The sequence below is a fragment of the Actinomadura roseirufa genome, assembly GCF_900659635.1.
GTDB classification, from domain to species: domain Bacteria; phylum Actinomycetota; class Actinomycetes; order Streptosporangiales; family Streptosporangiaceae; genus Spirillospora; species Spirillospora roseirufa.
Window position 1 is genome coordinate 53,336 of sequence record NZ_CAACVB010000004.1, and the last position, 26,284, is coordinate 79,619.

The window sequence follows — 26,284 nt, forward strand, 5'->3', positions numbered from 1 at the left end:
ACCGTTGATACCGCGGGGACGAGACCACGGGGAGGCAACGGGACGTGCGGTTCAACGGCGTCAGGACGGCGGCACTGATCGGTGCGCTCTCGGCACTGATGCTCGCCGTCGGCTGGACGTTCGGCGGCGGCGCCGGCCTCGCCGCCGCGCTGGCGATCGCGCTCGCCGTCAACGGCGCCGCCTACGTGTTCAGCGACCGCATCGCCCTGCGCTCCATGCGCGCCCACCCGGTCGGCGAGGTCGAGGCGCCGGTGCTCTACCGGCTCGTCCGCGAGCTGGCGACCGCGTCCCGGCAGCCCATGCCGCGCCTGTACGTGTCGGAGACCCGCCAGCCCAACGCGTTCGCCACCGGCCGCAACCCGCGCAACGCCGCCGTCTGCTGCACCCGCGGCATCCTGCACATCCTGGACGAGCGGGAACTGCGCGCCGTCATCGGCCACGAGCTCTCCCACGTCAACAACCGCGACATCCTCATCTCCTCCGTCGCCGCCGCGATCGCCACCGTCATCACCTACCTGTCCCACCTGGCGATCTTCCTGCCGATCGGCCGCGCGGACGACGACGACGGCCCCGGCGTGCTCGGCGCCCTGCTGATGCTCGTCCTCGGCCCCGTCGCCGCCGCCGTCGTCCAGATGGCCATCAGCCGCACCCGCGAGTTCGCCGCGGACGCCGCCGGCGCCCGCCTCACCGGCGACCCCCTCGCCCTCGCCTCCGCCCTCCGCAAGATCGAGGCGGGCACCCGGGCGATGCCGCTGCCCCAGGACCCCGAGCTCGCCACCACCAGCGCCCTGATGATCGCGAACCCGTTCCAGGGCCTCGGCATCGGCCGGCTGTTCTCCACCCACCCCCCGACCGCCGAGCGGATCGCCCGCCTGGAGCGCATGGCGGGCCGACACTGAGGCGTGCCCGGACGCCCTAGGGCAGCGTCATGACCACCGGCCCGTCCGCGGTGATCGCCACGGTGTGCTCGAAGTGCGCCGCGCGGGACCCGTCCGCGGTGGCGATCGACCACCCGTCGGCCAGCACCCGCGCGTCGCCGTCGCCGCCCTCGTGGAACATCGGCTCGATCGCGATCGTCAGGCCCTCCCGCAGCCGCATCCCCCGCCCCGGCCGCCCGACGTTGGGCACCGGCGGGTCCTCGTGCATCTCCGTCCCGATCCCGTGCCCGCCGCAGCCCTCGAGGATCCCGTACCCCGCGGCCCGCGCCGTGCCCTCCACCGCGGCCGACACGTCGCCCATCCGCCCGCCCGGCACGGCCGCCGCGATCGCCCTGTCCAGCGCCTCCCGCGTCGCGTCCACGAGCCGCAGGGCCGCCGCGTCCGCCGTCCCGACGACGAACGACACCGCCGCGTCCCCGTGGTACCCGCCGACCTCGGCGCCGCAGTCCACCGACACCAGATCACCTTCGCGCAGCACCGGCGCGCCAGGGATCCCGTGGACCACCACGTCGTTGACCGACACGCAGATCGTCGCCGGATACGGCATGGGCGCCCAGCTCGGGTGATACCCCAGGAAAGAGGACTTCGCCCCGTGCTCTCGCATGATCCGCGCCGCCACCTCGTCCAGGTCCCGGGGCCGCATCCCCGGTTCGGCGGCCTCTCGCACGGCGTCCAGCGTCAGGCCGACGACCCGTCCCGCTTCCCGCATGACCTCCCACTCGCGTGGGCTCCGATAAGTAACCATGGGGTAGATTATAATACCAGTATTAGAATGCCGCCATGGTTCGCACCCCACTCACCGCAGAGCAGCGCGACCGGGGCAAGGCCCTCGGCCAGGTCCTCCGCGCCGCCCGCGGCCCGCGCAGCGCCGCCGCCGTCGCCCGCGACGCCGGCATCTCCCTCGACACCCTCCGCAAGATCGAACGCGGCGCCATCGCCGCGCCCGCCTTCTTCACCGTCGCGTCCCTCGCCCGCGTCCTGGACCTCGATCTGACGACCCTCGCCCACCGCCTCGACGGCTTCGAGGACCCCGCCGCGGAATTGGCCGGATGAAAGCTGAACCCTTTCGCGTCCCCCCGCGTCATAAGAGTTGCGAGCGCGCCGGCCACTTCTGCGGGGGAGGAGGTCGGCGCGCTCGTCCAGAACACGAACGCTGAGAATCTCACTTTCCGCACCGCTGGCCTGCGGACACGGCGGCCGGGGCCGCTCCGCCTCTTTCGCGGAAGATCTGCCCCGCCGCACTTCTGGGCGAATATAGAAAAATGGCTGGAACGTGCCAGCCGCCCACGCCTGGTCCCCTCAAAGAGGCCCACACGTAGCGCCGGACGACGCCATGTGAGACCGTCGTGCGCGACGGCGGGCCGGCACCGCGTCCCGCGACACCGGTCGTGCAGGCCCCGTTAACCGTACGGGCACCTTTGTTTGGGCAGGTCGAGCAAAGGAGCTAACGCAGCGGATACAGTACGTACCCGACCCGTTATCGCGTGCGAGGCACCGTGTTGGTGACGGACTCGCCACCATCACGGGGGACGGCCATGCGCACCGCGGCCCAGGACACCGGAGCTCACCCCGACGCGCACGTGCGGCTGGGGGCGCTGACGTCCAGGCTCCACGCCTACGGCCTGCACACCGTCCTGCAACGCCGCCGCCTGACCGTCGTCAACCCGAACCGGCCCGGCTGCTGCGCCGCGTCCCCGCGTCCCGCCGACACGATCACCTGCCGTCCCCGCCCGGACGACGGCGGCCGCCTGTGGTTCTTCACGTCCTGGGGCACGCCGATCACCGAGGCCTGCCACATCATCGACGCGGCCCTGACCATAGCCTCCACCCTGAACGGCAACGGCCACCCGGCCACGCACCGCGAGAGCACCTCACGCCCATCGTGACGGCGACGTCCGCCGGAGCGCTGAGGGGAAGACAACCGGGAGGGGCAGGCGCAGGTGGGAGCGCCTACCCCGCCACACCTACCGGTAGTTGACGAACTGCAGCGCCACGTCCAGGTCCTTCCCCTTCAGCAGCGTGATGACCTCCTGCAGGTCGTCCTTCTTCTTGGAGCTGACCCGCAACTCCTCACCCTGGATCTGAGCCTTGATCCCCTTCGGCCCCTCATCCCGGATGATCTTCCCGATCTTCTTGGCGTCGTCCTGGGCGATGCCCTCCTTGAGACCCACGCTCAGCTTGTAGATCTTCCCGGACGGCCTCGGCTCCCCGGGATCGATCGCCTTCAGCGAGATCCCCCGCTTGACGAGCTTGTCCTTCAGCACGTCCAGCACGGCGTTGGCCCGCTCCTCGGAGTTCGCCTGGATGTCGATGGCCTCCCCGGACCACTTGATCCCCGCGTCCACGTTCCGGAAATCGAACCGGTTCGCCACCTCCTTGGCGGCCTGGTTCAACGCGTTGTCGACCTCCTGGCGGTCGAGCTTCGAGACGATGTCAAACGAAGAATCCGCCATCGCACACACTTCCCCTCAACAGCACTCTCGCGGTCCTGAGAGCGTAGCGAGGAAGACCCTCCCGCACACCAACCGCCCGCCCCGCCGCCCACCCGGCCCGAACGCGCCCAAGCCCCCGACCTCGGCGCTTCCCGTCCCCCGCGCCCGATGTCACGTCCCCTCCCGCCGTCCGCTATTCTTGCCAGTGCCGTCGCGAGAGCGACGCCACGGCGGGTTGCCCGAGTGGCCAATGGGAGCGGACTGTAAATCCGTCGGCTTAGCCTACGCAGGTTCGAACCCTGCACCCGCCACCCCAGCCGAAACGGCCCCTGACCAGGCAAAAGCAGGTCAGGGGCCGCTCTCGTTCCGTCCGGCCGTCCCTGATCGTTAACGGCCTCATACGGCCGTCCGTATCGAATACGTGCCGAAGTTTCAGAGCTCTTTAGCCTGGTCGCATCGCTGATCCGCCGCTTGGCGTCCTCGTCTTGACCAGCCACGCACTTGGCGTAGCCGCGAAGCAGTACGGCCACGCTGTGCCCGGCCCATTCGGCGACCTGAGCCGCAGGCACACCGGCGCCGAGCCAAGTCGAGACGGCCGCGTGCCGCAGGGCGTACGGAGTCTTGGCCAAGAGCGAGGCCGCCTCCCGCTCGCTCAGCGCCGTCTCTCGCGCCTTGTGTCAGGCACCGAGGTACGCCCGGTCGGTCATAATCCCGCCGCGCGGCCCGACGACAGCCGGCCTTCCGCCGGGATGTTGAATTCCTTGATGTGGTGGCGCAGCAGCGTGACGAGTTCCGGGTGGATCGGCACGGACCGGGTCTGACCGGGTGCCCGGTGCTTGAGCGGTTGCCGGTCCCGCGGCTTGCCGCTGTCCGTCCACCGGGAGCCGCTACGCGGTTCGGCGTGCGTCAGCCGCATCTCGCCCCATCCGTCATCCGGCAGGCTCACGAGCGCATCACGCCGCAGGTCCACCGCTTCCTCAGGACGGAGCGCGGCGTAGTACATGACGGCGAAGAACGCGACCATGCGCTCGCCGCGCTTTCCCTGGCTGCGGACCGCGTCGAGGAGGCGGCGGCCCTGGTCGGGATTGGCGACCACCCGAAGGTCAAGGGTTTGCGCGATGCGTGGCCGGGGCCACTTGATCAGGGGCAGAGGATTGACCGACAGAAGACGCTGCTCGCATGCGTACTCCATGACGTTGTTGAAGTCCGCTTGCCTGCTGCCGGCGACCGTCCCGCCGACGACTCAGTCGGTTGAGGACCTGCCACGCGAGCTACGGCCCCTACCGGTCCGGCGCGAAGCCGCTCATGCCCACCGTATTCCTCTCCAGCCGGCGGACGACCGGTGCCAGGTGCGCAGGTGGCTCGATCTCGCTCGGCTACGGGAGGTAGCCTCCACCTGAGCACCCAGAAGCGACGCGACTTCGGTGTCTCCCTGGGCCTCATCGTTCTCACGTGGGATCGCAACACGCCGTCGATGCCTGGCCAGGAGATGGCAACCGTGGTCTTCACTGCTCCAACAGGGATCGCGAGGTGAGGTCTAGGGCGAGCTGGAAGTCACCTGAGTGTGCTCGAACCAGGGGCTGCGCCGTGCCCTGGGACCCGCGGGTCGGGGCACTCATTCACGCGAAACGGTTTGTCGTGCATTGCCCGCTTCGCACGCGAACGAGCACCATGGGCCGGTACTGACGCAACCGTGTAACCTGTGGCCCGTGTCCAGTTCTGACGAGTTGATCCGGCTTTCACCAGACGAGGCTTTCGTACTGTACGACTTCGCTCACCGCTTGGTCCTCGATATCGCCGGCGAGGAGAGTGAAGCGATCTTTGAGGATCGTGGTGAGTGGTCTGCGTTGTCGAGCGTGCTTGGCCAACTGGAGACACGTCTACCGCAGATCTTCATGCCGGACTATCGCGAACGGCTCCATGCTGCACGGCTGCGCCTACGGCCTCTGGACGACGAATCCAGCGAGGAGTGCAACAAGACCGACGCCCGCTAACAAGGGCGCTAACGGCGGGATCTGGACGGGGCTGGGCGAAGGCAAGACAAAGCCGCCGCGAAAGACTGGCCTGGCAGGGCAGCGGACGGGTCTGGGTGAGTGTGAATCCCGACGAGTGGAGTGCCGGATCGGTCTCGTCTGATAAAACGAACGCCGTTAGCGGCAGCAGTTGGACCCTCTCGTGTCCATGTGGACGGTCACTTGTTAATCGGTCTGTAGTTAGCGGCCCGGCTGCTGGCTTCCGCGGCTCGTTCAAGTAGTGTCCGGTTCGCCTTGAGGGTCAGATCGAGGGTTTCGGTCGCGCGAGGTCCGTAGGACAGCTCAGCCTCGTGATTCGCGGCAATTTCCAGGATCACCTCATTCCCTTGAGTGAGTTCGGCGAGCAGAAGCTCGTTCAAATTCCGATTAGTGGTTTGGTTTTTCCCTGGGCTCCGGTATTGACTGAAGCGCCTGCGCAGGTTTTGTGCTTCTCCGATGTAGGCGTCATGACGGGAGGTGCGGGAGAGTAGCATGCGGTAGATGCCGGGTTCTGCGGGTGTACCTGGCGGGAAAAGCAATTTTCCGTTGTGGTCAACGGTGATATTTCCGATGTGGCACCAGGTCCAGCGGACCGTGACGCTCTCGACTTCAGTGTCCACCGTAGAAGGGTCTCATGGGCTTCCTTGGCGGGGCCACAAGTTCGGTAGGGAGGGTCATATGTTCGCCCTCCCTCGGGGCTGTGCTGAATGCGGACTGAAGTTCAGCCGCGCGGCGTAGGTACCTTCAGGAAGGTTGGGCGGTGGGAGTGCAGATCCGCCGGCTTCACCTTGCAGGTTCGAACCCTGCACACGCTACGACGGTCGAGAGATCCTCTGACCGGCACGAACGGTCAGATGCCGTTCGCTTTCCAGATCCTCCACATGCGAGTCGGAGCCCTCCCAGCGCAGTCGTGATCAGGCGTCGAGCACATGGTCGATCCGCCGGGTCAAGGGCGTCGGCTACGTGGTCGCCGACGGTCACCCGCCCCGGCGCGCCGGGAGTGCGACCTGTTCCGTCCGGTCCCGCCGTGCCGCCCGCCCGTTCGCCCCATCGCTTGTCTCTCACCGAGCGTCAGTACTTATCCGTACTGTGCACCGCATGGGCTACGACCTGCACATCACGCGGAAAGACGACTGGTCAGAGGAATCCGGACCCGAGATCAGCGCCGACGAGTGGGCCGATGCGGTTGCGGCTGATCCTGACTTGGTCATGTGCCAAACAGCGCAGGCCGTCGCAGACGGTCAGGAGTTGATGTACGAGCACAGATGGTTGGCTCAGATGGTGACTCACCCCCGAAGGAGTGAGAAGGGCGCTTGGCTTGACTGGTCGAACGGCCGTATCGACGTGAAAGACCCCGATGACCTCCTGGTGAAGAAGATGCGGCAGATAGCCTGGAGACTGGACGCTCTTGTCCAGGGTGATGACGGCGAGTACTACGACGAGTTCCCCAGCAGCCGGTCCTAATTGCTGAGCGTGCGTGACTGGGGAACCCGTGGTTGCCTCGACCCCTTCTGGAGCCGAGGCCAGCGCGGGAGTCTGACCTGAGAAAGAGCGAGTGATCGGCCTCTGTTGGGATGCCGTAGCCGTGTCTGCCCTCAGAGCGACCTTGAACGTTTCAGTGACAGGCCGGAGTCGTGCATGGCCGGAGGCTTGCTGTAATCAGGCTCCAAGTACCGCCGCGCGTGTGTCATCCAGCCAGCGGCTTTACCATGGGTCCTCATCGCCCCTACGAGGGCTCGTAACGGTCGTCTCCAGCACTTGCGGGGCGTAGTCGCCAAGTCCTCATCGCCCCGGGGAATCGCAAATTTGGGCCCGAGGAGCCGGAAGCCGCTTGAGCAGGTTCGAACCCTGCGCCCGTCACACCAGCCGAAACGGCCCATGACCAGGAACGACCTGGCCAGGGGCCGTTCTTGTTCCGTCCGGACGTCTCTGACCGTTCAAGGCGTCTTACGACTGGCCGGTGCCGACTGGGGCGGTGATCTGGTCGACGAGGGCGTACCAGGGTTATGGAGTCGGTCGACGTGGCTCTCTGAGCTGCACTCGATCTCTGAAGGGCCTCGGTGGCGGCCATGGCCAGTACGCCAGCGCGCTTATTTGGGCAGGGGTGGAAGGGAGCCCAGTGGGATGCACTGCTTCTTGGGACCGGCGACATCGCTCGTGCACATCGTGATCTGTTTGAGTTCGATCTTCTGGGGGATCAGTGTGATGACCGTCGCCAGATGGCCGACCCCGGGCGCCAACTGCTGGGCGCTATCGGCCGCCTCCGCCTCAGCCTCCGAGTTGTCGGCTTCCGAAGTCGGTACGTAGTTCCTCGGGCGCTCCAATGGAGTCGAGAAACACCCCTTGGCAGTGCACCCTGGCCACTGAAGAATCAGAGGCAGGTTGGGGGCGGGCAGGGGGCGGTCCTGCAGCTTCCCTTTGACCTCGACCACGATAGCGGCGTAGAGCTGGCCGGCCGGGGCGGGCTCCCCTTCCTTGACGGGAATCGTGCCGCCCATGATCCCTTGGATCGTGTAGGGGTAGTCGCCGTCGATCGAGAGAAGCGGGCCGGAGGCCGCTGGGATCCTTCCGGTCTGCGCAGGGCTGGCCTTGGGCGATGCCTGCGTTGCGGCTGTCTCGGGCTTCGCTTGCTGCTTGCCCGAGCTGCCGCAACCGGCAGCCAGGAACAGGCTCGCTAGAACTATGGCGAGCGTGCGGTGAGGGTGCACTGACCTAGCCTCCTGAGCTCGGGCACATGGCGCAGGGACATGATCTTAGAAGTCCGAGGCCGTGTCGAATGCGGGTTGAGATACCGAGAGCGGTCGGTAAAGCTGCAGGTCACTGCGGTTTGGTCGAAGGTCGTAAGCTCCGTCGTCGTGGCCTACGCAGATTCGAACCCGCACCCGCCACAGCGACTGAAATAGCCTCTGAACAGCGTAGACGGTCGGAGGCCGTTCGCGTTTTCAGTGACCTCCCACGTGCAACCGGACGCCACCCGCCCTACCGGTTCCGGAATATACGTGGAATGAGTCCGATGGCGGTCTTGCCAGGCCGGGGTCCCCGATGGGCGAAGGGCTCCGGCGCGAACCGGAGCACTTACAGCGCTGTCGTGGACAGTCGTCGAGCAAATTGTCGATCCGCCGGGCGCCCGTTCATGGTGCCCGAGGATGCAGTCGTCACGGTCGGTTCGGGGATCGGTTGAGCGTGCGCTACTGGGGAACCCCGTGGTTCCCCAGACCCCTCCTAGCCCCGAAGGGCACTCCCGCGCGAATCCATCTGTCACGGGTTGCGCGCCGTTCGCGCGGGAGCACCCTCCGGATGGGTCCGTTCGGTTGTGCTCGCCGTCAGACCGGCTCGACTCAGCGAAGGCCAATGAGTCCAGAGGCCGGCGACCGGAGGAGTCGGGAAGCCCAGGCAGGGTGGTTATGAGGAGTGCGCTCCGGGCGCGACAATTACCTGCGTGTTCGTCAACGTGAATCGGCCGCCGCGAGGCGAGCCTTACGCATGTCCGTGTTGCGGGCACCTGACGCTTGAGCGACGTGGCTACTTCGAGATCTGCCCCGTGTGCTTCTGGGAAGACGACGGACAGGACGACCATGACGCCGACGAGAGCCGTGGTGGCGCCAACCGTGGGCTCAGCCTCACCGAGGCCAGGCGAAACTATGCCGCCTACGGAGCGTACGACCGCCGAGTGCTCCGGTACGTCCGCGCTCCCCGCTCGCATGAGTGCGCGCCGCACAGCCAGGCGTAGAGGATCCACTCGGTCCTCTCCGACGCGGCCCACCGCACAGTTCGTCGTGCTCAGCGCACGAGGCGGCGTTTTGGCCGGCGGACGAGGTGCAGGTGACGGCGGCCGTGATCCGCGTGCTGACCGAGGTGTATGTTCTGGAGCGCCGTCAGGGGCTCGGAACCGTAGGGGGCATCCTGGCAGGCCACCCGTGACCTCGGCGCGCATCCGTAGCGACCCGTTGCCGTGGCCGCATGGTGTGAGGCCGGATACCGACGCGCGGACGTTTCCGCGGCCGTTCGAACCATTGACCGCGTAGCCGGTCCGGTGAAAGACCGGCAAAGTGCCGGGGAGGGTTCCCTGGCGGTTCAGCGGCGCAGTCGCGGCGACTCCCGGCCGACCTGACCGGAATCGGGAGTACTGCCTTTAGAAGCTGCGCGGTTTCGGGGCCTCGTCGTGGATATCGCCACTGTGGGCCTCGGGGGACTTGGCGGGTCAGGGCTTGGGGTGGGGTTTGTAGGTGGTGGCGATCCTGGTGGCGCGGGCGTGGAGGGTGGTGCGCAGCCACTGGGGGGCCAGGGCCTCGGCGCTTGTGGCGAGTTGCCAGAGTGCCCATTCGGCGTGTCTCGGGTCTTGGAAGGTCACCGTCAGCCTTAGCCGTCCGTCCGCGTCGGTCTCCTCGGCGAGGACGGCCAGTGCGGTGCCCACCAGGTCTTCCCGGCGCTCTGGACGCATCCGGACCAGTACCGTGACCTGGTCGCCGCCGGTCCGGAAGCGCGTGCTGTGTTCCTGCCAGGCCCGGTCCAGGTCGACCTGGTCCGGTCGTTGTGCGGGTTCGGTGAGTTCCTCGGCGGCCAGGATTCGGGACAGCCGGTAGGTGCGGTCCGCGCCGGACCTCGTGGCCAGCAGATAGCCCTGGTCCCGTACGGTGACCAGGCCGATCGGGTCCACCGTGCGCCACTTCGGGCTCTGGTCCTTGGCCGCGTAGTAGATGCGCAGCCTGTGTCCGGCGAATACCGCATTTCGAACCTCGGCCACTACTGCGTCCGGTATCTCCTGGGCGGCCAGCCGGCGCGAGAGCAGGTCGGTCTCCGGGTCGATGAGCAGTCGCTGGGCCGCGTCCGCCGCGGTGTCCCGGTAGCTCTCGGGCAGTGCGTCGACCACCTTGAGCATCGCCGAGGCGAGGGCCGAGCCGAAGCCGAACGCCTGGGCGCCGCGTCGCGATCCGGCGACCAGCAGGGCGAGCGCCTCGTCGTGGTTCAGCCCGGTGAGCTCGGTCCGGAAGCCGGGCAGCAACGCGAAACCGCCGTGGCGGCCGCGTTCGGCGTACACCGGGACGCCGGCCGCGGACAGCGCCTCGATGTCGCGCAGGACGGTGCGAGTGGACACCTCCAGCTCGCCGGCCAGCGCGGTCGCGGACATCCGGCCGTGCTGCCGCAGCAGCAGCACCAGCGAGACCAACCGGTCGGCGCGCACCCGGGAACTCTACCGAAATACACGACACAGGATGTCGTGATTTGTTGGGAGGCTCATTCAGCGCGACCGAGAAGGCGGTGGTCAACCAGCCGCTTGACGATGAACCGATTGGAGCTGATGCGGCGATGGAACGAACGGCGGTCAACCCTTGGACGTGGTCGCAGGAGCTGGGGTACAACCAGGGTGAGGCCGTATCCGGGCATACCCGGACGCTCTACTGTGCCGGACAGACCGCGATGAGCGGTGACGGCAAGCCCCGGCATGCCGAGGACATGGCGGCGCAGCTGGCGCTGAGTCTCGACAACCTGGAGGCCGTGCTCGGCGAGGCCGGTATGTCCCTGTCGAACCTCGTCCGGCTCAACGTCTACACCACCGACGTCGACCGGCTCTTCGAGCACTACGGGGTGCTGGCAGCGCGGTTGGGCGCCGCCAGGGTGGCGCCGTCCACCACAATGCTCGGGGTGACGCGCCTGGCGATCCCGGCGCTGCTGGTCGAGCTCGAGGGGACGGCCGTCGCGTGATGCGACCCCGCGTCCGGCGGGGGCGGTACGGCAGGGGGTGATCTTGGTGCTCAGGATGGTGACCATCGGCGTCTACGGCTTCGATGGCGAGTCCTTCCTGCAACGACTGCGGGACGAGGACGTTCGCCTGCTGTTCGACGTACGCCAGCGTCGCGCTGTACGCGGACCCGAGTACGCCTGGGCGAACTCGCGGCGGCTGCAGGCGGCCCTCGCCCATGCCCGGATCGCCTACGAGCACCACCCCGAGCTCGCCCCGACCACCGAGCTACGCCAACTCCAGTACGCCGAGGATCGCCGCCAGGGGGTCGGTAAGCGCTCGCGCCGCGAACTCGCCGCCGAGTACGTCCGCCGCTACACCGCCGAGATCCTCGACCACGCCGACCTCACGCGGATCGTGTCGGCTCTGCCGAGTCGTGGGACGGCGGCGCTGCTCTGTGTCGAACGTGATCCTGAGGCCTGCCATCGCTCGCTGATCGCCCAGCGGCTGACCGAGCGGCACCATGTCACGATCGAGCACGTGCGCCCGTTGTGATGCCTGAATTCCTTTGACGTGTCGGCCGAAGAGCAGCGCCGGCCGTTGCGGGAGGGGTGCCGGAAAGGCGGGGTCAGCTTCGCCGCATGTCCTCATATGGGAATCGCCGGCCGCCGCGCAGTGTGGTCGCCACGGTGGTCATCTCGTCTTGAGGTGGCCAGCCCTGTCAGGCTGGGGGGACGTGCTCTTGTGCCGGGTCCCCTGGGAATCTGTAGGCGATCCCGAAGGCGATCCAGGTTCCGTCGGGCCGAGCGTCCAGGTCCCTGATCAGGTCGGCGTCGATGTCCGGGTCGAGGTCGTGCCGCCGCCCGACCGTCAGCGCGTATTGCGCCGGCTGGAACGCTCGGGCGAACCAGCCCGAGGCGTAGGCCCTCACCTCCGCCTGGGTCTTCATCGTCCCCGGTTCGATGAACAGCACTTCGCCCGACCCCCGCACTAGACGAGCGGTCGGTGGCAACCATCCCGCGCCGCCGGCCAATTCGTCCCTGAAGCCCATCCGGCCTCCTCGCAAAGAGCATTCACCCCTTTGTACACCCCTGGACGGCACATCGGGCAGCGCGAGAGGAGAGGCGTTGGTCTTTCAGGACGTCATCGAGGGGTTTTGAAGTACGTCGACCTCAATGCCGCTGTGGGGGAGCTGACGGGCCTTATCGATCCCTCTCCTTACCTTGTGCGGCTCCCTGAGCGGGCCGGTGAATCCGGCGGCCTAGGCGGGCTCGTCGCGAGGTGGGCCGGGTGACGTGCTCTTGCGCGGGATCCGGCGGGACGGTCACATGTCGGCTTCGGGGCTTGGTCTGCGGGTCACCGGGGTGGACGGGGAGCGGCGGGTGGCGGGGGTATAGAGGGCCGTTGCGGTCGCCAGGGCCGTCATCAGGAGGAGGGGGCCTGAGCTGCCGAAACGCTGGCCCAGGGCGCTGGCCGCGGGGATGAGGGCCAGTTGGCCGGCGAAGTTCATCGTGGAGAGCCAGGTGAAGGTCTCCGCGCGGTGTTCCCGGGGGGACGCGGTGACCGCGAGGGCGGACAGCAGCGTCAGGGACGGGGCGATGGCGGCACCGGCGGCGATCGCGAGGGGGATGAAGAGCCAGGGCGAGGACGTCAGGGAGGCGGTGGCGGTCGTGGCGGCGAACCAGGCCGCGAGGGTGACGAGCCTGCCGGACGGGGTGCCCGGCCAGGGGCGGGCACCGAAGATCAGGCCGCCCGTCAGGCTCGCGGCCGCGACGCCCGCCGCGATGAGGCCGAGCAGGTGCGGCTGGTGCCGTCCGGCGGTGTAGGTCGCGATGGCCACGTCGAGCAGGGCCATCGAGGGGATGAGCAGGACGGCGATCGGGAGGAGGCGGCGGACGGCGGCGGCCGACAGCGGGCCCCATGACCACAGGGCCGGGGCACCGGAGGCGGTGGCGTGCCGGAGGGCGGGACCGGTGAGCATCAGCGAGACGCCCGCCAGGGTGGAGAGCCCGGCGATCAGCAGGGGCAGCCACGCGGTGGCGCCGCTCAGGGCCGCGACGAGCAGCGGGCCCGCCAGGTAGACGCCTTCGACGAGGATCGACTCGAAGGCGAGCCCGGTGGGGAGCAGCGACTCCTCCAGCACCTGGGGGAGCGCCGTCCGCAGGGTGGCGGCGGTCGGCGGCGCGGTGGCGCCGGTCACGATGGCGGCGAGCGTGCTGACCGGGAGGGGAAGCCCGCCGGTGGCGCAGGCGGCGAGTCCGATCAGGGCGAGGCAGTGGGCGAGCGCCGCGCCGCCGAGGGCCCGCGCCGGGCCGAAGCGGTCGACGGCGCGGCCCAGCAGCGGCGCCGTGATCACCAGCGGGGCGACGAACGCGCCCGCGAGCAGCCCGGCCCGGCCGACGCCCACGGTCGACTGCCCGAGCAGCAGCAGGGACAGGACGACCATGCCGGACGGCAGCCTGGCCAGGAAGTATCCGGCGAAAAGCCGGCGCATTCCGGGAACGCCGAAGAGAGCCTTGTAGGCCCCCATCCCGAAACGCATCGCCCTCCATTCTCTTCGACACGTCGAGCGCGGGAATCGAGGCGACGGCCATCGCCGATCCAGCGCGGCGTCCCTGACCTGGCTGGTCGTCGAGCCGATGCGGACGGGCCGGCCCGGCGACGTGGCGCTGCGCCGGATGCTCGCGGACGGTCTGGTCGGCCTGCCCCTGGAATCGCCCCTGCGCAACTGGCCCACGCCCGTTCTCCACGCGTGAGACGGGAGGTCCTCGGGGAGGAGGTGGTCCACGGCGGCCGGATGGTGACGTTGGGCGATCGGTTATCGTGGCAGCGATCTGAACGTTCACATTGATATGAAGGTCAAGGGGAGGCGAACGTGCTGATCGGGGAGCTGAGCCGGCGGACCGGGGTCCACGCGCACCAGTTGCGCTACTACGAGACTCAGGGCCTCCTGGAACCCCAGCGGGGGTCCAACGGTTACCGCGAGTTCGGCGAGGACGCCATCCTGACCGTGACCCAGATCAGGAAGCTGCTCGAAGCCGGGCTGTCGACCGAGGACATCGCGTTCCTGCTGCCCTGCGCGACGGGGGCGAACCCCGAACTGGAGCCGTGCCCCGAACTCCTGGACACCCTGTACTCGCGCCTGGGCAAGCTGGACGAGCACATCGAGACGCTCGCCCGCTGCCGCCGTGCCCTCAACGATTACATCGACACCACGGAACGGCATGTGTCGGGGCAGTACGAGCCGTGGGACTCCCCGCGAGTGCAGACCTGCGACTCCCCGCAGGTCCCGGCGCACGCCTGATCACATCGAGGGCCGCGCCAGGCGCGCCGGACGGATGTGTCCGGATGTGGCCTGGCGGCTGTGCCGGAGGGAAAGCCGGTTTAATGGGCTGAGAAGTGTCGGCGGGGTGGGCTAGGGTCCTGGCCGTTGTGATCATTTCCCCCGCGGCAGGAACGCGATGAACCTCGATTTCAATGCTGAGCCCGCCTTCTCGTGGTACGTGGTGATGCTGGCTTTCTCCGGCGTCCTCATGTTCGTGGCGATCTCCGTGGCGGAGAAGCTCAGCGAGCGGCTGATGTACGCCGGTCTGGGGCTGGGCCTTCTCGGCTACGCCGTCTACCTCGCCTTCATTTTCGACGGCGGTACGTACACGATGTTCTACTACGTGTTCGCGGTGCCCGTCATCGCGCTGTTCAAGCTGGGCGCGAGGCTGTTCGGACGGAGCGGCGAGAGCGCCTGATCCCGGTGACCCCCGGCCGCGGCACGCGGCCGGGGGTCGCTCGTTTTGCGGAGCGCCGCGGAGTCGGCGGGGGCGGGAATCCGTCCTGTGGGAACGGTTGCAGCGCGAATATCGGTCTCCATTTGGATCTCCTGAATCTGGGCCGTATCCGGGGCGAGATTCAAGGGCCTTGGTGTTTCTCTATTCGTGGCGTATGTGTCACGTCCAGTGATTTCCGGCGGGGGCTCGCTGTAGGGTGCGTGCCACCGCCGGGGCTCCGGTGAGCGGCGCGTCCGGCCCAGGCGACCCGAACGTGCGCCCCCATCTGGGCTTTTGAGACGGCGGCACGATAGACCTGCACCCGTGCAGGTTTGCTTTGTGAGCGAGGCGACGCCCGGCGGGGAGAACGAGGACTTCGTCGCGGCGGGGCCCGGATGGGTCGTGCTGCTGGACGGGGCGACCGCGCCGCCGGGGGTGGACAGCGGATGCCGGCACGACCCCGCGTGGCTGGCGCGCGGGATCGGCGGGCGGCTCGCGGCGCTGCTGGCGCCGGAGGACGGAAGGCCGCTGCCCGGCCTGGTGGCCGAGGCGATCGAGGCGACGGCGGCGGCGCACGCGGGGACGTGCGACCTGGCGAACCCCGACAGCCCGTCGGCGACGGTGTCGCTGCTGCGGCGCCGGGACGAGGTCGTGGAGTGGTTCGTCCTGGCGGACTCGCCGATCCTGCTGGACGCCGGGAAGGTCCGGGTCGTCCGGGACGACCGCGTCGACCACCTGCCCTCCTACACGGTGGAGGCGGTACGGGCCGCGCGCAACAGCCCCGGCGGGTTCTGGGTGGCGGCCGCGGACCCGGGCGCGGCGTTCCAAGGGCTGACCGGCGAGGTGCCGGTGCGGGGACTGCGGCGTGCGGCGGTGCTCAGCGACGGGGCGTCCCGGCTGGTCGAGCGGTTCGGGCGGATGGGCTGGGACGACCTGCTGGGCCTGCTGGACGAGCACGGGCCGCGTGAACTGGTCCGGCGGACGCGGGAGGCGGAGGCGGCCGACACGATCCCCCGGGTGAAGCGGTACGACGACGCCACCGCGGTGCTCGTGCGGTTCTAGTGGGGGGCGGCCGCCGGGGCGATGTGCGGCCACCAGCCGGCGAGGTCCTCCGGAAGGTGCACGCCTTCGAGCTTGAGGGCGGCGGGCATGTGGAAGCGGCGCCCGGCGGGGAACGAGCGGGTGTAGGGCGGCGGGTCGAGCACGATGACGCGGGTGCCGTTGACCGCGGGGACGTCGGCGGGCACGCCCTCGTTGTAGATCCAGGCGCCGTGGGCGTCGACGAGGTTCCACGGGCTGGACACGACGGGACGGCCGGGCGGGACGTCGGTGTCCAGGAAGCAGGCGATGATCTCCGGCTCGGGCGGGGTGCCGGGCATGCCGCCCGGACGGCCGGCGAGGGCTCCGGCGAGCAGCATGTGCAGTTGGAAGTTGTCGCCGATGCCGCTGATGGAGACCGTCCACCCCTTCCGGCTGGCACGGTCCAGGACGAGGAGCCGCTCGCCGTCCAGAACGCGCAGCAGGTCGCGGACGTGTTCCATCTGGGGGAGGTACTTGGAGACCCGCTCCGCCGCGTAGGCGGTGAGGTCGCGTTCCTCGACCCCGGCGCGGACGCCCGGTGACATCGTCAGGGCGGTGGTGGCGGCCATCGCGAACTGGGGGAGCGCGAACCAGGACATCATCGCGCTGACGGCGCCGTCGCCGAGCGAGGGCCTGACCGTGTCGAAGATCTGCTGCGAGGGCTGCTCGTCCTCCATGCCCGGGGGCTTGCCGCCGGTGGCCTCCTCCCACGTCTCGCCGAACGCGATCGCGGCGGCGGCGACCTCGGCGAGGCGCGCCACGACGGCGCGGCCGGCCGCGGACGGGTCGGCGCCGTTCTCGATCCAGGCGCCGCCGAGCACGGCGAGCCAGCCGCCGAGGTTGGGCGGGGCCTCGGTGATCCCCTCGGCGAGCCGGGGCATCACGGCCGACAGGTCGGCGGCCGTGGCCGCCTCCGCCTCCCGCATCGTCTGGGGGAGGAGCGAGCTGAAGGACTGGTCCTCGACGATCGCCGCGCGGACGAGCTCGTCGACGACATGGGAGAACGCCGCACTCATAAAGATCATTTTCGCACGGCCGCGGCCGTGTGGGGATCGGGGGTGAGCGCCGGTCCGTCCGGGGGCCCATGACCCGTCCCCGGGACGCCGTCGGCCGCCGTCCGCCCCGCTGACCAGGGGCGACGAAGGCCCCGCGGAAGGGCGGCAATCGAGTTCGCAAGTGGTGCCGAGTCCGTGTATGGTTTCCACTGCGCGAACGACGCAAGCCCCTTTAGCTCAGTCGGCAGAGCGTCTCCATGGTAAGGAGAAGGTCTACGGTTCGATTCCGTAAAGGGGCTCAGCGACAACACGGCCGCCGTCCGGACTTCCGGAGGCGGCCTTCGTTGTTGTGCGGCACCGCCCGTCCGGGTCGTCCCGCGCGGGTGGGTCACGTGGTGCCCTGATTCGCTCCATACGGGGCCCTGTGGTAGCGTCCCACCGGTTCCAGAAGGACGTTTCGCAGGTCACCGGCGCACCCGGTACCCTGGGACACGGTCCCCGGGAGCCCGCGAAACCGATTCCCCGATCATGGTGCGGGCCTTCGTGTTTCCAGGGCTCGGTGAGCATCCGGTATCCTTGCAATCCGGTCCACACCGACCATCGCGGCGGGGTAGCTCAGTCAGGCAGAGCAAGCGGCTCATAATCGCTGTGTCGCCGGTTCAAGTCCGGCCCTCGCTACTACCCGAGTCCCTCACCTCCATCCGGAGGTGAGACGGCTGGGTCGAATCGCCGACCGCCCTTCCGGGGCGGCCGAGGTACGTAGTCCATGTCCCTAGCCCAGAAAGGCACTCCATCGTGGCTGCCACCGACGTCCGGCCGAAGATCACGCTGGCCTGCCAGGAGTGCAAGCACCGCAACTACATCACGCGGAAGAACCGGCGCAACGACCCGGACCGCCTCGAGATCAAGAAGTACTGCCCCAACTGCAGGACGCACCGTCCGCACCGCGAGACCCGCTAGCCGAGGCCCCAACGGGGAAGTACTGCCCGCTGCGCTTCACCACGGGGCAGGACGCACCGTCCGCACCGCGAAACCCGCTAACCGAGGCCCTTCCCAGCTCCTCAACGGCATCGGTGGTCGTCTCTCCGCACCGCTCGCCCAGACGTGATCCAGCCCGTCCTCGCCAGTGAGACCCGCGAGGGCGGGCTGACGTCGTTCTGTTAGCGTCCGTCCGAGACGAGCCGGCGGGGCGCCCGGCCCGGCATCGCTCGGCGCGGCCCCGTTCGACCTGGAAGGACGGACTGCATGGCACTCAACCGTGATTTCGTCGGGCGGAGCTTCCCGCCGGGCGAGCCGTACGAGGTCACCCGGTTGAAGATCCGCGAGTTCGCGGACGCGATCGGCGACCCGAACCCGATCTACCGCGACCGGGAGGCCGCCAAGGCGGCCGGGCACCCCGACGTCATCGCGCCCCCCACCTTCCCCATCGCCGTGTCGTTCATCGACGGGCTGTCCGACCCCGGGCTCGGGCTGAACTTCGCGATGGTGGTCCACGGCGGGCAGCGGTTCGAGTACACCCGCCCGCTGCGCGCGGGCGACGTGGTGACCGCCGTCGCGACGATCACCGAGATCCGGTCGATCGGCGCCAACGAGAAGCTCGACATCACGACCGAGATCACGACCGTCGAGGGCGAGCTCGTCTGCACGTCCTACAGCACGATCGTCGAGCGGGGGGCCTGATGACCGCCACGGTGAACTACGCCGACGTCGAGGTCGGCACGGAGATTCCCGAGCGGGCGTACCAGATCGACCGGCTCAACCTCGTCATGTACGCGGGCGCGTCCGGGGACTTCAACCCGATCCACTGGCGGGAGAGCTTCGCCAAGTCGGTCGGCCTGCCCGACGTGATCGCCCACGGCATGTACACGATGGCCCAGGGCGGCCGGTTCGTCACCGACTGGGTGGGCGACCCCGGCGCCGTCGTGGAGTACGAGGTACGGTTCTCGTCGCCGGTCGTGGTTCCCGACGAGGGCGGCGCGACCGTGGTGATCAGCGGCAAGGTGGAGAAGAAGCTCGACGACAACAAGGTCGTCGTGGCGCTCACCGCCCGGTCGGACGAGCAGAAGGTCCTCACCCGCGCCAAGGCCGTCGTCCGGCTCGTCTGAGGCGCGCGGTGCCCGTGCCGGCCGGGATCGGCCCGGCCGGCGGCGGACGACGTACGGAGGGGAAGACGACGTGGCGGTGTTCGCTGAAGAGGTGAACCTGGCCGGCTACACCACGCTGCGGCTGGGCGGCCCCGCCCGGCGCTTCGTCGAGGCGACGACCGAGGCGGAGCTCGTCGCGGCGGTCCGCGAGGCCGACGACCGCGGCGAGCCGGTGCTCGTGCTCGGCGGCGGGAGCAACCTCGTGGTGTCCGACGACGGGTTCCCGGGCACGGTGGTGCACGCCGGGACGCGCGGCGCCGAGCGCACGGGGGCCGACGGCGACCGCGTCCTCGTCCGGGTCCAGGCGGGCGAGGAATGGGACGCGTTCGTCGCGCGGTGCGTGAGCGACGGGCTGGCCGGCATCGAGTGCCTGTCGGGCGTCCCCGGCCGGGTCGGTGCCACGCCCATCCAGAACGTCGGCGCGTACGGCCAGGACGTGAGCGAGACGATCGTCGAGGTCCGCGCGTACGACCGGCGGGCCCGCGCGTGCGTGACCCTCGACCGCGACGCCTGCCGGTTCACCTACCGGCACAGCGTGTTCAAGGGCGACGACCGGTACCTCGTCCTGGACGTGACGTACGCGCTCCACGAGACGGAGCGGTCGCAGCCGATCGCCTACGCGGAGCTGGCCAGGCGGCTCGGCGTCCAGCCGGGTGAACGCGTGTCGCTCAAGGAGGCGCGCGACGCCGTCCTGGAGCTGCGCCGCGGCAAGGGCATGGTGCTGGACGCGGCCGACCCCGACACCCGCAGCGCCGGGTCGTTCTTCACCAACCCGATCCTCGAACCCGCGCAGCTCTCCGTCCTGGAGCGGCGCGTGGCGGAGCGGCTCGGCCCGGACGCGGTGTTCCCCCGCTACCCCGAGGCGGGCGGCCGGACGAAGACGTCGGCCGCCTGGCTGATCGACAAGGCGGGTTTCGCCAAGGGGCACGCCCGCGGCCCGGCGCGGATCTCGACCAAGCACACGCTGGCGCTCACCAACCCGGGCGAGGCCCGCACCGCCGACCTGCTGGCGCTGGCCCGCGAGGTCCGCGCCGGCGTGCGCGAGGCGTTCGGCGTCGAGCTGGTCAACGAGCCGGTGTTGGTCGGCGTCACCCTCTGACCTCCCGCCGCACCCGTCGCCGCACCCCGGGGGCACGCCGTCGCCGCTGGTAGGCTGGTGTGCGTCGAGGGGGAGTAGTCCCAATCGCGTGATCGACATACTGGCGCCGCCGACGGCGCCCGGTCGCGCGGGCCCCCGGTCGGCGCGGCGCCCCCGGGGCGCCCCCACCGGAGGCGGACGAGACCTTCGGCCCGGTAGTCATGCCGGGCCGAGGTCGCGTGCCCGCTCAGGCGCTCCGCCCCTCCGCCCGGCATCCGAGCGAGAGGGACCCGTGTACGCCTTCATCCTCAGCCTGGCCGTCATCTTCGTCGCCGAGCTCGGCGACAAGAGCCAGCTCATGGCGATGACGTTCGCCACCCGCTTCCGCGCGCTGCCCGTCCTCGCCGGGATCACCGCGGCGACCGCGCTGGTCCACCTGGCCAGTGTGGCGGTCGGCGCGGCGGTCGGCGCGGCGCTGCCCACCGGCCCGATCTCCGTCCTCGCGGGGGTCGCCTTCCTCGGCTTCGCGCTGTGGACGCTGCGCGGCGACGAGCTCGACGACGAGGAGCGCGACAAGGCCCGGCACGCCACCGGATCGGCGATCCTCGCCGTCGGCGTCGCGTTCTTCCTCGCGGAACTGGGCGACAAGACGATGCTCGCCACCGTCACGCTGGCCGCCGACCACGGCGGGCTCCTGGCGCTGACCGGCGTCTGGGCCGGATCGACCATCGGCATGGTCGCCGCCGACGCCCTGGCCATCCTCGTCGGCCAGATGCTGGGCAAGAGGCTGCCCGAGAAGGTCATCAAGTACGGCGCCGCCGCCGGTTTCGCCATCTTCGGCGTCCTGCTGGTGGTCGAGGGGCTCACCGGTTGACGAAGTTAGTTATCAGCCACTAACTTACATCCATGACCTCCCGGATGAGCGCGGCCGAGCGCCGCGAGATGGTGATCGAGGCCGCCGTGGCCGAGTTCGCCGTGGGAGGTTACGAGGGCACGTCCACGGCGGTCATCGCCGAGCGGGTCGGCGTCTCCCAGCCGTACCTGTTCCGGCTCTTCCCGTCCAAGCGCGCCCTCTTCCTCGCCGCCGCCGAACGCTGCTTCGACGAGATCGAGGCCGCGCTGAGGGAGGCGGCCGGGGGCCTGTACGGCGAGGAGGCGGTCGCCGCCATGGCGGCGACCTACCGCCGCGTCCTCGCCGACCGGCCCGCGCTGCTGCGCTTCCAGCTCCAGATCTACGCGGCCGCGGTCGGCGACGAGGACGTCGCCCGGCTCGGCCACCGCAAATGGGCGCGGCTCTGGCGCGAGCTCGCCCAGTGGACCGGCGCCGAGCCGGCCGACATCATGCGGTTCGTCGCCGGCGGCATGCTGGTGAACGTCCTCACCGCGTTCAAGGTCCCCTTCGGCATGGGCCAGGCCCTGCCCGGTTCGCTGGACGAATGGGCGAAGGGCCTGCGCTGGTCGGACGACGGGACGCCGTTCGATCCGAAGGGAGGCGACGTCTGACGGGCACCCCGCGCCGCCGACCCCTTTTTTGTCCACTGAAGTTAGTGAGTGATAACTAATGAAGAGTCCCTCAGCACTGCGGACGTTCATCGTCACCGGCATCGCGTTGTTCATGGTCGCCCTGGACAACCTCATCGTCACCAACGCCCTCCCCGAGATCCGCGAGAAGCTCGGCGCCGGCCTCGAGGGCATGGAATGGACGGTCAACGCCTACACCCTCACCTTCGCCGTCCTCCTCCTGCCCTCGGCCGCGATCGCCGACCGGTACGGGCGCCGGCGGCTGTTCATCGGCGGCCTCGCCGTCTTCACCGGCGCCTCCGCCGCCGCCGCGCTCGCCCCGAACATCGGGACGCTGATCGCCGCGCGCGCCGTCCAGGGCGCCGGCGGGGCGGTCATCATGCCGCTCACCCTCACCCTGCTCGCCGCGGCGGTGCCGGCCGCCAAGCGCGGCATCGCGCTCGCCGCCTGGAGCACGATGAGCGGCCTGGGCATCGCGCTCGGCCCCGTCCTCGGCGGCGCCGTCACCGAGTACGCCACCTGGCAGTGGATCTTCTGGGTGAACGTGCCCGTCGGCGTCGTCCTGCTCGCGCTGGCCCCCGGCTTCCTCGCCGAGAGCCGCGGCGCGCTCCGGCGGCTGGACATCGCCGGGACGCTGCTGGTCACCGCCGGGACGCTCGGCGTCGTCCTCGGCCTCGTCCGCGGCAACGAGCACGGCTGGACCAGCCCGCAGGTCCTCGGCTCGCTGGCCGCCGGAACCCTGTTCATGGTCGCCTTCGTCGGGTACGAGCTGCGCACCCGCCAGCCCATGCTGCCCATGGGGCTGTTCCGCAGCCGCGGGTTCAGCGTCGTCAACGGCGTCGCCCTGGTGATGTCGGCCGGGATGTTCGGCAGCACGTTCCTGCTGATCCAGTTCTTGCAGGGCGTCAGCCACATGAGCCCGCTGGAGGCCGGCGTCCGCTCGCTGCCCTGGACCGGCATGCCGCTGCTCGTCGCGCCGCTCACCGCGCCGCTGATCGCGCGGTTCGGCGTCCGGCCCGTCCTCGCCGCGGCGATGGCGCTGCAGACCGCCGGACTGGTGTGGCTCGCCGCCGCCCTCGCGCCGGACGTGACCTACGGCCAGATGGTCCCGGCGTTCATCCTGTGCGGCATCGGGATGGGGCTGTTCTTCCCGCCCCTCGCCCGCGCCGTCCTCGGGTTCGCCCCGCTGGAGTTCGCGGGAGTCGCGTCCGGCATCAGCAACGCGCTGCGCCAGCTCGGCACCGTCCTCGGCATCGCGGTGTTCGGCGCGATCTTCGCGGCGCGGGGCGGGTTCACCTCGCCGCAGGCGTTCACCGACGGCCTCCAGCCGGCCCTCTGGCTCGGCGCCGCCCTGCTCGGCGTCGGCGCCGCCGCCACCCTCCTCATCCCCGGCGCCCTACCGCTGCACCCCCAGCCGGCCCCCACCCCCAAGGAAAGGGAGACGGACACGGACACCGCCGTGACCACGACCTGAAGAACGCGATCGATGGACCGCCCGGGTGAGGCAAAGGCGCCTCACCCGGGCAGCCTTTTTGGCTCGTCCGTCGGACGAGTCCGGCCGTCACGCGAGCGCGCGCCCTGACCGGCGGGGCGATGCCGGAGGCGAGCCCCGCCGGGAAGATCGCGAAGCGATTCGCGCTCGCACAAGAACGGTCAAGGAGCGAGCCGCTAGGCGAGCCCTTGGGCCGGGCTTGAATTCAACCACGCGTCCACGCCGGTCAGCAGCCGGGCGCGGACGTCGGGGGGCGCCGCCGACGCCCTGATCGACTGGCGGGCCAGGTCCGCGAGCTCCAGGTCGGAGAAGCCCTGTTCGGTGCGGACGAGGTCGTACTGGCGGGCGAGCCGCGAGCCGAACAGGAGCGGGTCGTCGGCGCCGAGCGCGATGGACGCGCCCGCCTCGTACAGCCGCCGCACCGGGACGTCCGCCGCGGTCGCCGCGACGCCGAGCCCCACGTTCGAGGACGGGCAGACCTCCAGGGTCACCCCTCGCTCGGCGAGCCGCGCCAGCAGCCGCGGGTCCTCCACCGCGCGGACGCCGTGGCCGATCCGGTCGGCGTCCAGGTTCTCCAGGCACTCCCGGACGCTCGCGGGGCCGAGCAGCTCGCCGCCGTGGGGGTTCGACAGCAGGCCGCCGCGCTTGGCGATCCGGAACGCCCCCTCGAAGTCATAGGCACGGCCCCGGCGCTCGTCGTTGGACAGCCCGAACCCGACGACGCCCCCGCCCGCGTACCGCACGGCCAGCCGCGCGAGGGTCTTGGCGTCCAGGGGGTGCCGCGTCCGGTTCGCCGCGATCACGACGCCGATGCCGACCCCGGAGACGGCGGCCGCCTCGCGCGCCGCGTCCAGGACGAGCTCCACCGTCGGCGTGAGCCCGCCGAAGCGCGCCGCGTAGCCGCTGGGGTCGACCTGGATCTCCAGCCAGCCCGACCCCTCCGCCGCCTCGTCCTCGGCCGTCTCGCGCAGCAGCCGCCGGAGGTCGTCGGGCGTCTGCAGGACGGAGCGGGCGATGTCGTACAGCCGCTGGAACCGGAACCATCCGCGCTCGTCGGTCGCGTGCAGGCGGGGCGGCCAGTCGTCCACGAGCGCGTCCGGCAGGTGGACGCCGCGCTGGGCGGCGAGGTCCACGAGCGTGGAGTGCCGCATCGATCCGGTGAAGTGCAGGTGCAGGTGGGCCTTGGGCAGCAGGGCCACGTCCCGGTGGGAGGAGCCGGGCGCCACGCGGGCGCGCTCCTGGACGTCCGGCAGGCGATGGTCCTGGGCCGGGTGGGCTGACACGGTACGGGCCTCCATGGACCAATGTTGCCGGATCATGTCGCGCGCCGGTCGCCCGCCCCTGCAGGATCACCTGTCCGGACTACCTGCCATGACTCGCGGCGGCCATGCCGCCCATGGGCATCCGGAAAAAAACTTGTGAATCGCGTGCAACCCCCGTCACAGGCCGTGCGTATACGAGGGGCGCAAGAGTCAGACGGGCAGAGAGGGAAACACGATGATCACGCTGAAGGCCGCCCTGTTCGCTGCGTCCGCGGTCGGCGCGGTGGCCGTGGGCGGCGGCGCGACATGGGCGACGACCGGCTCCCACCAGGAGGCGGGCCTCCAGTCCGCGACGTCCGGGACGCCGGCCGTCCGCCCGGTGAAGGAGCACGTGCCCGGCACCGTCCCGACGTGCCTGCCCCACGGCAAGCTCGCCCACGTGAAGGTCCCCGGCGCCAAGCTGCCCGAGGGCGCCGTGCCGCAGCTCGAGGTCTCGAAGCCGGGCGTGCCGGGCGGCACCGTTGTGCAGGCGACCCCCGCCGCGCCCAAGGCGACCCCGGCTCTGCCCAAGGCGACCCCGGCCGTGCCGAAGGGGACCCCGGGTCTGCCGAAGGCGACGCCCGCGGCTCCGAAGGCGACCCCGGCTCTGCCCAAGGCGACCCCGGCCGTGCCGAAGGGGACCCCGGGCCTGCCGAAGGCGACCCCCGCGGCCCCGAAGGCGACCCCGGCCATCGCGGGCCGTCCCGGTGCTCCCGCGAACCTGCCCGCGTGCCCGGCGGGCGCCCAGCGGATCGCCGGGGACACCCCCGCGGCCGCCCCCGCCGCCCCCGCGCCGGCCGTCCCCGCCGTCCCCGCCAAGCCCGGCGTGCGCCACCTGCCCGCGGTTCCGGCGCTCGGCTGCGCCAAGCTCACGCCCGCCGTCCCGGTCGGCGGGACGGTCGAGAAGGTCGTCCTGCTGCCGAAGGGCCTGCACCACGTGTCCACCTCACGCGGCGACAAGGCGCTCGACGCGCTGAAGATCTGCAACGTCACGCAGAAGTGGACCGGCAAGGCCGGCCAGTGGCTGACCGTGGAGCGCCTGAAGACCCCCGCCGGCATGACCGAGGCCCAGCTCCGCCGGGCCCTCGGCCTCGCGGAGACCGGCGGCGTCCCGGTGACCGGCGGCGGGACCGTCGCCTGGCAGGCCCCGCACAACGGCGGCGTTCTGCTGCTCGACCCGAACGGCTACGCGCTGTTCGTCAACGGCAGCCACGTCGCCGGGGGCGGCCTGCGGGACGTCACCGCCGCGCTGCGGCAGGCGAAGTAGCAAACCGGACGGGCGGCTCCGGCGCGGGAGCCGCCCGTCCTCGGACGTATCCGCTCTAGCCGGACGGAGCACAGTGGGGCGTCGAGACGACGGGTCGTTCGTGGAGTTCGTGGTGGCACGGGGTGATGCCCTGCAACGCACGGCGGCGCTGCTGTGCGGTGCGCACCAGGACGCCGAGGATCTCCTGCAGACCGCGCTGGAGAAGGCGTACCGGCACTGGGGGCGGCTCGATCCCGACTCCGATCCCGAACCCTACGTCCGCCGGATCCTGGTCAATCTCGTGATCAGCCGGGCCCGGCGGTGGAAGGTGATCCGGGAGATCCAGATGGCCCGGCTGCCGGAGACGCCGTCCGCCGCGCCGCACCATTCCGTCGAGCTACGGGGGACGCTCATGGACGAACTGCGCAAACTGGGCCCGCGACAGCGCGCGGTGCTCGTCCTGCGCTTCTGGGAGGACCTCTCCGAGGCGGAGACCGCGCAAGCGCTCGGCTGTTCCGTCGGAACGGTGAAGAGCCAGGCATCCCGGGGGCTCGCCAGGCTCCGGGAACGCCTCGACAAGAACCTGGCGCCACTGGGGAGCTGA

Annotated in this window: 30 protein-coding genes and 3 tRNA genes; 23 read left to right on the forward strand and 10 right to left on the reverse strand. The window is 70.2% G+C overall.

Features of this window, described 5'->3' with window-relative positions:
• The first annotated feature begins 44 nt into the window (after positions 1–44).
• The gene (gene htpX, locus E1291_RS01690; RefSeq protein WP_131735721.1) at positions 45–899 is read left to right on the forward strand and encodes a zinc metalloprotease HtpX; all 855 of its coding nucleotides are present in this window, start codon (positions 45–47) and stop codon (positions 897–899) included.
• Between the two features lie 16 nt (positions 900–915).
• Here the strand turns inward: htpX and map are convergent, their stop codons facing one another.
• Positions 916–1,683: a type I methionyl aminopeptidase gene (gene map / locus E1291_RS01695; protein WP_131735722.1), complete on the reverse strand. Its 768-nt coding sequence runs from the start codon at positions 1,681–1,683 to the stop codon at positions 916–918.
• Positions 1,684–1,718: 35 nt separating this feature from the next.
• Here map and E1291_RS01700 point away from each other — a divergent pair, with 35 nt between their 5' ends.
• Together E1291_RS01700 and E1291_RS01705 are read left to right on the forward strand one after the other, a co-directional pair.
• Positions 1,719–1,991, forward strand: coding sequence for a helix-turn-helix domain-containing protein (locus E1291_RS01700; RefSeq protein ID WP_131735723.1), 273 nt, complete (start codon positions 1,719–1,721; stop codon positions 1,989–1,991).
• Between the two features lie 482 nt (positions 1,992–2,473).
• Positions 2,474–2,824 (forward strand): hypothetical protein, encoded by a 351-nt coding sequence (locus tag E1291_RS01705; RefSeq protein ID WP_131735724.1) that lies wholly within the window; start codon positions 2,474–2,476, stop codon positions 2,822–2,824.
• A 78-nt stretch (positions 2,825–2,902) separates the two neighbouring features.
• Here E1291_RS01705 and E1291_RS01710 read toward each other — a convergent pair whose 3' ends face one another.
• Positions 2,903–3,391 (reverse strand): YajQ family cyclic di-GMP-binding protein, encoded by a 489-nt coding sequence (locus tag E1291_RS01710; RefSeq protein ID WP_131735725.1) that lies wholly within the window; start codon positions 3,389–3,391, stop codon positions 2,903–2,905.
• Between the two features lie 208 nt (positions 3,392–3,599).
• Between E1291_RS01710 and E1291_RS01715 the strand changes: the two genes are divergently transcribed.
• A tRNA-Tyr gene (locus E1291_RS01715) sits at positions 3,600–3,681 on the forward strand.
• Between the two features lie 392 nt (positions 3,682–4,073).
• On the opposite strand, the gene E1291_RS01720 is transcribed toward E1291_RS01715, so the two are convergent.
• Complete coding sequence (locus E1291_RS01720) at positions 4,074–4,562, reverse strand: site-specific integrase (RefSeq protein ID WP_131735726.1); 489 nt, start codon at positions 4,560–4,562, stop codon at positions 4,074–4,076.
• A gap of 517 nt (positions 4,563–5,079) precedes the next feature.
• Here E1291_RS01720 and E1291_RS01725 point away from each other — a divergent pair.
• Positions 5,080–5,364, forward strand: coding sequence for a hypothetical protein (locus tag E1291_RS01725; protein ID WP_131735727.1), 285 nt, complete (start codon positions 5,080–5,082; stop codon positions 5,362–5,364).
• A gap of 197 nt (positions 5,365–5,561) precedes the next feature.
• Here the strand turns inward: E1291_RS01725 and E1291_RS01730 are convergent, their stop codons facing one another.
• Positions 5,562–6,002: a GIY-YIG nuclease family protein gene (locus tag E1291_RS01730; protein WP_131735728.1), complete on the reverse strand. Its 441-nt coding sequence runs from the start codon at positions 6,000–6,002 to the stop codon at positions 5,562–5,564.
• Positions 6,003–6,480: 478 nt separating this feature from the next.
• On the opposite strand from E1291_RS01730, the gene E1291_RS01735 reads away from it, so the two are divergent.
• Positions 6,481–6,846, forward strand: a complete 366-nt coding sequence (locus E1291_RS01735; protein WP_131735729.1) for a hypothetical protein — start codon at positions 6,481–6,483, stop codon at positions 6,844–6,846.
• Positions 6,847–7,472: 626 nt separating this feature from the next.
• On the opposite strand, the gene E1291_RS01740 is transcribed toward E1291_RS01735, so the two are convergent.
• Entirely contained in the window at positions 7,473–8,090 is a 618-nt protein-coding gene (locus E1291_RS01740; protein WP_131735730.1) for a hypothetical protein, read from the reverse strand.
• Positions 8,091–8,833: 743 nt separating this feature from the next.
• On the opposite strand from E1291_RS01740, the gene E1291_RS44985 reads away from it, so the two are divergent.
• Positions 8,834–9,112, forward strand: coding sequence for a CPCC family cysteine-rich protein (locus E1291_RS44985; RefSeq protein ID WP_370770923.1), 279 nt, complete (start codon positions 8,834–8,836; stop codon positions 9,110–9,112).
• Positions 9,113–9,583: 471 nt separating this feature from the next.
• On the opposite strand, the gene E1291_RS01750 is transcribed toward E1291_RS44985, so the two are convergent.
• Positions 9,584–10,564, reverse strand: a complete 981-nt coding sequence (locus tag E1291_RS01750) for a helix-turn-helix transcriptional regulator (RefSeq protein WP_131735731.1) — start codon at positions 10,562–10,564, stop codon at positions 9,584–9,586.
• Positions 10,565–10,689: 125 nt separating this feature from the next.
• Here E1291_RS01750 and E1291_RS01755 point away from each other — a divergent pair, with 125 nt between their 5' ends.
• On the forward strand, positions 10,690–11,085 hold the full coding sequence (locus tag E1291_RS01755; RefSeq protein ID WP_131735732.1) for a RidA family protein: 396 nt from the start codon (positions 10,690–10,692) through the stop codon (positions 11,083–11,085).
• Between the two features lie 55 nt (positions 11,086–11,140).
• A complete protein-coding gene (locus E1291_RS01760; RefSeq protein WP_242613884.1) occupies positions 11,141–11,617 on the forward strand; it encodes a DUF488 domain-containing protein in 477 nt (158 codons plus the stop codon).
• A 166-nt stretch (positions 11,618–11,783) separates the two neighbouring features.
• On the opposite strand, the gene E1291_RS01765 is transcribed toward E1291_RS01760, so the two are convergent.
• Complete coding sequence (locus E1291_RS01765) at positions 11,784–12,113, reverse strand: hypothetical protein (protein WP_131735734.1); 330 nt, start codon at positions 12,111–12,113, stop codon at positions 11,784–11,786.
• Positions 12,114–12,386: 273 nt separating this feature from the next.
• Positions 12,387–13,604 (reverse strand): MFS transporter, encoded by a 1,218-nt coding sequence (locus tag E1291_RS01770; protein ID WP_131735735.1) that lies wholly within the window; start codon positions 13,602–13,604, stop codon positions 12,387–12,389.
• Between the two features lie 333 nt (positions 13,605–13,937).
• Here E1291_RS01770 and E1291_RS01775 point away from each other — a divergent pair, with 333 nt between their 5' ends.
• The 3 genes from E1291_RS01775 (at position 13,938) to E1291_RS01785 (ending at position 15,885) form a co-directional block, all read left to right on the forward strand.
• The gene (locus E1291_RS01775; protein ID WP_131735736.1) at positions 13,938–14,366 is read left to right on the forward strand and encodes a MerR family transcriptional regulator; all 429 of its coding nucleotides are present in this window, start codon (positions 13,938–13,940) and stop codon (positions 14,364–14,366) included.
• A gap of 157 nt (positions 14,367–14,523) precedes the next feature.
• A complete protein-coding gene (locus E1291_RS01780) occupies positions 14,524–14,805 on the forward strand; it encodes a hypothetical protein (RefSeq protein ID WP_131735737.1) in 282 nt (93 codons plus the stop codon).
• 357 nt (positions 14,806–15,162) lie between these two features.
• Positions 15,163–15,885 (forward strand): protein phosphatase 2C domain-containing protein, encoded by a 723-nt coding sequence (locus tag E1291_RS01785; RefSeq protein ID WP_242613880.1) that lies wholly within the window; start codon positions 15,163–15,165, stop codon positions 15,883–15,885.
• Here the strand turns inward: E1291_RS01785 and E1291_RS01790 are convergent.
• Positions 15,882–16,919 (reverse strand): hypothetical protein, encoded by a 1,038-nt coding sequence (locus E1291_RS01790; protein ID WP_131735739.1) that lies wholly within the window; start codon positions 16,917–16,919, stop codon positions 15,882–15,884. The genes E1291_RS01785 and E1291_RS01790 overlap by 4 nt on opposite strands.
• Positions 16,920–17,124: 205 nt before the next feature.
• On the opposite strand from E1291_RS01790, the gene E1291_RS01795 reads away from it, so the two are divergent.
• The 9 genes from E1291_RS01795 to E1291_RS01835 all read left to right on the forward strand — a co-directional run bounded on the left by E1291_RS01795 (position 17,125) and on the right by E1291_RS01835 (position 23,115).
• A tRNA-Thr gene (locus E1291_RS01795) sits at positions 17,125–17,197 on the forward strand.
• Between the two features lie 305 nt (positions 17,198–17,502).
• Positions 17,503–17,576: transfer RNA gene (locus E1291_RS01800), tRNA-Met, on the forward strand.
• A gap of 117 nt (positions 17,577–17,693) precedes the next feature.
• Positions 17,694–17,858 (forward strand): 50S ribosomal protein L33, encoded by a 165-nt coding sequence (rpmG, locus tag E1291_RS01805; protein ID WP_026404241.1) that lies wholly within the window; start codon positions 17,694–17,696, stop codon positions 17,856–17,858.
• A gap of 285 nt (positions 17,859–18,143) precedes the next feature.
• Positions 18,144–18,578 (forward strand): MaoC family dehydratase N-terminal domain-containing protein, encoded by a 435-nt coding sequence (locus tag E1291_RS01810; RefSeq protein ID WP_131735740.1) that lies wholly within the window; start codon positions 18,144–18,146, stop codon positions 18,576–18,578.
• On the forward strand, positions 18,578–19,003 hold the full coding sequence (locus tag E1291_RS01815; protein WP_131735741.1) for a MaoC family dehydratase: 426 nt from the start codon (positions 18,578–18,580) through the stop codon (positions 19,001–19,003). Before E1291_RS01810 ends, E1291_RS01815 begins: the two co-directional genes overlap by 1 nt.
• Positions 19,004–19,073: 70 nt before the next feature.
• Positions 19,074–20,141, forward strand: coding sequence for a UDP-N-acetylmuramate dehydrogenase (locus E1291_RS01820; RefSeq protein WP_131735742.1), 1,068 nt, complete (start codon positions 19,074–19,076; stop codon positions 20,139–20,141).
• Between the two features lie 271 nt (positions 20,142–20,412).
• Positions 20,413–20,994 carry a TMEM165/GDT1 family protein gene (locus tag E1291_RS01825; protein WP_131735743.1) on the forward strand — a complete coding sequence of 194 codons (582 nt, stop codon included), beginning with the start codon at positions 20,413–20,415 and terminating at the stop codon, positions 20,992–20,994.
• Positions 20,995–21,026: 32 nt separating this feature from the next.
• Positions 21,027–21,623: a TetR/AcrR family transcriptional regulator gene (locus tag E1291_RS43060; protein WP_207400499.1), complete on the forward strand. Its 597-nt coding sequence runs from the start codon at positions 21,027–21,029 to the stop codon at positions 21,621–21,623.
• Between the two features lie 58 nt (positions 21,624–21,681).
• Complete coding sequence (locus tag E1291_RS01835; protein ID WP_131735744.1) at positions 21,682–23,115, forward strand: MFS transporter; 1,434 nt, start codon at positions 21,682–21,684, stop codon at positions 23,113–23,115.
• A gap of 194 nt (positions 23,116–23,309) precedes the next feature.
• On the opposite strand, the gene E1291_RS01840 is transcribed toward E1291_RS01835, so the two are convergent.
• On the reverse strand, positions 23,310–24,359 hold the full coding sequence (locus E1291_RS01840; RefSeq protein WP_370770925.1) for an adenosine deaminase: 1,050 nt from the start codon (positions 24,357–24,359) through the stop codon (positions 23,310–23,312).
• A gap of 271 nt (positions 24,360–24,630) precedes the next feature.
• On the opposite strand from E1291_RS01840, the gene E1291_RS01845 reads away from it, so the two are divergent.
• Together E1291_RS01845 and E1291_RS01850 are read left to right on the forward strand one after the other, a co-directional pair.
• On the forward strand, positions 24,631–25,701 hold the full coding sequence (locus E1291_RS01845) for a hypothetical protein (RefSeq protein WP_131735746.1): 1,071 nt from the start codon (positions 24,631–24,633) through the stop codon (positions 25,699–25,701).
• Between the two features lie 73 nt (positions 25,702–25,774).
• A complete protein-coding gene (locus tag E1291_RS01850) occupies positions 25,775–26,284 on the forward strand; it encodes a SigE family RNA polymerase sigma factor (protein ID WP_131735747.1) in 510 nt (169 codons plus the stop codon).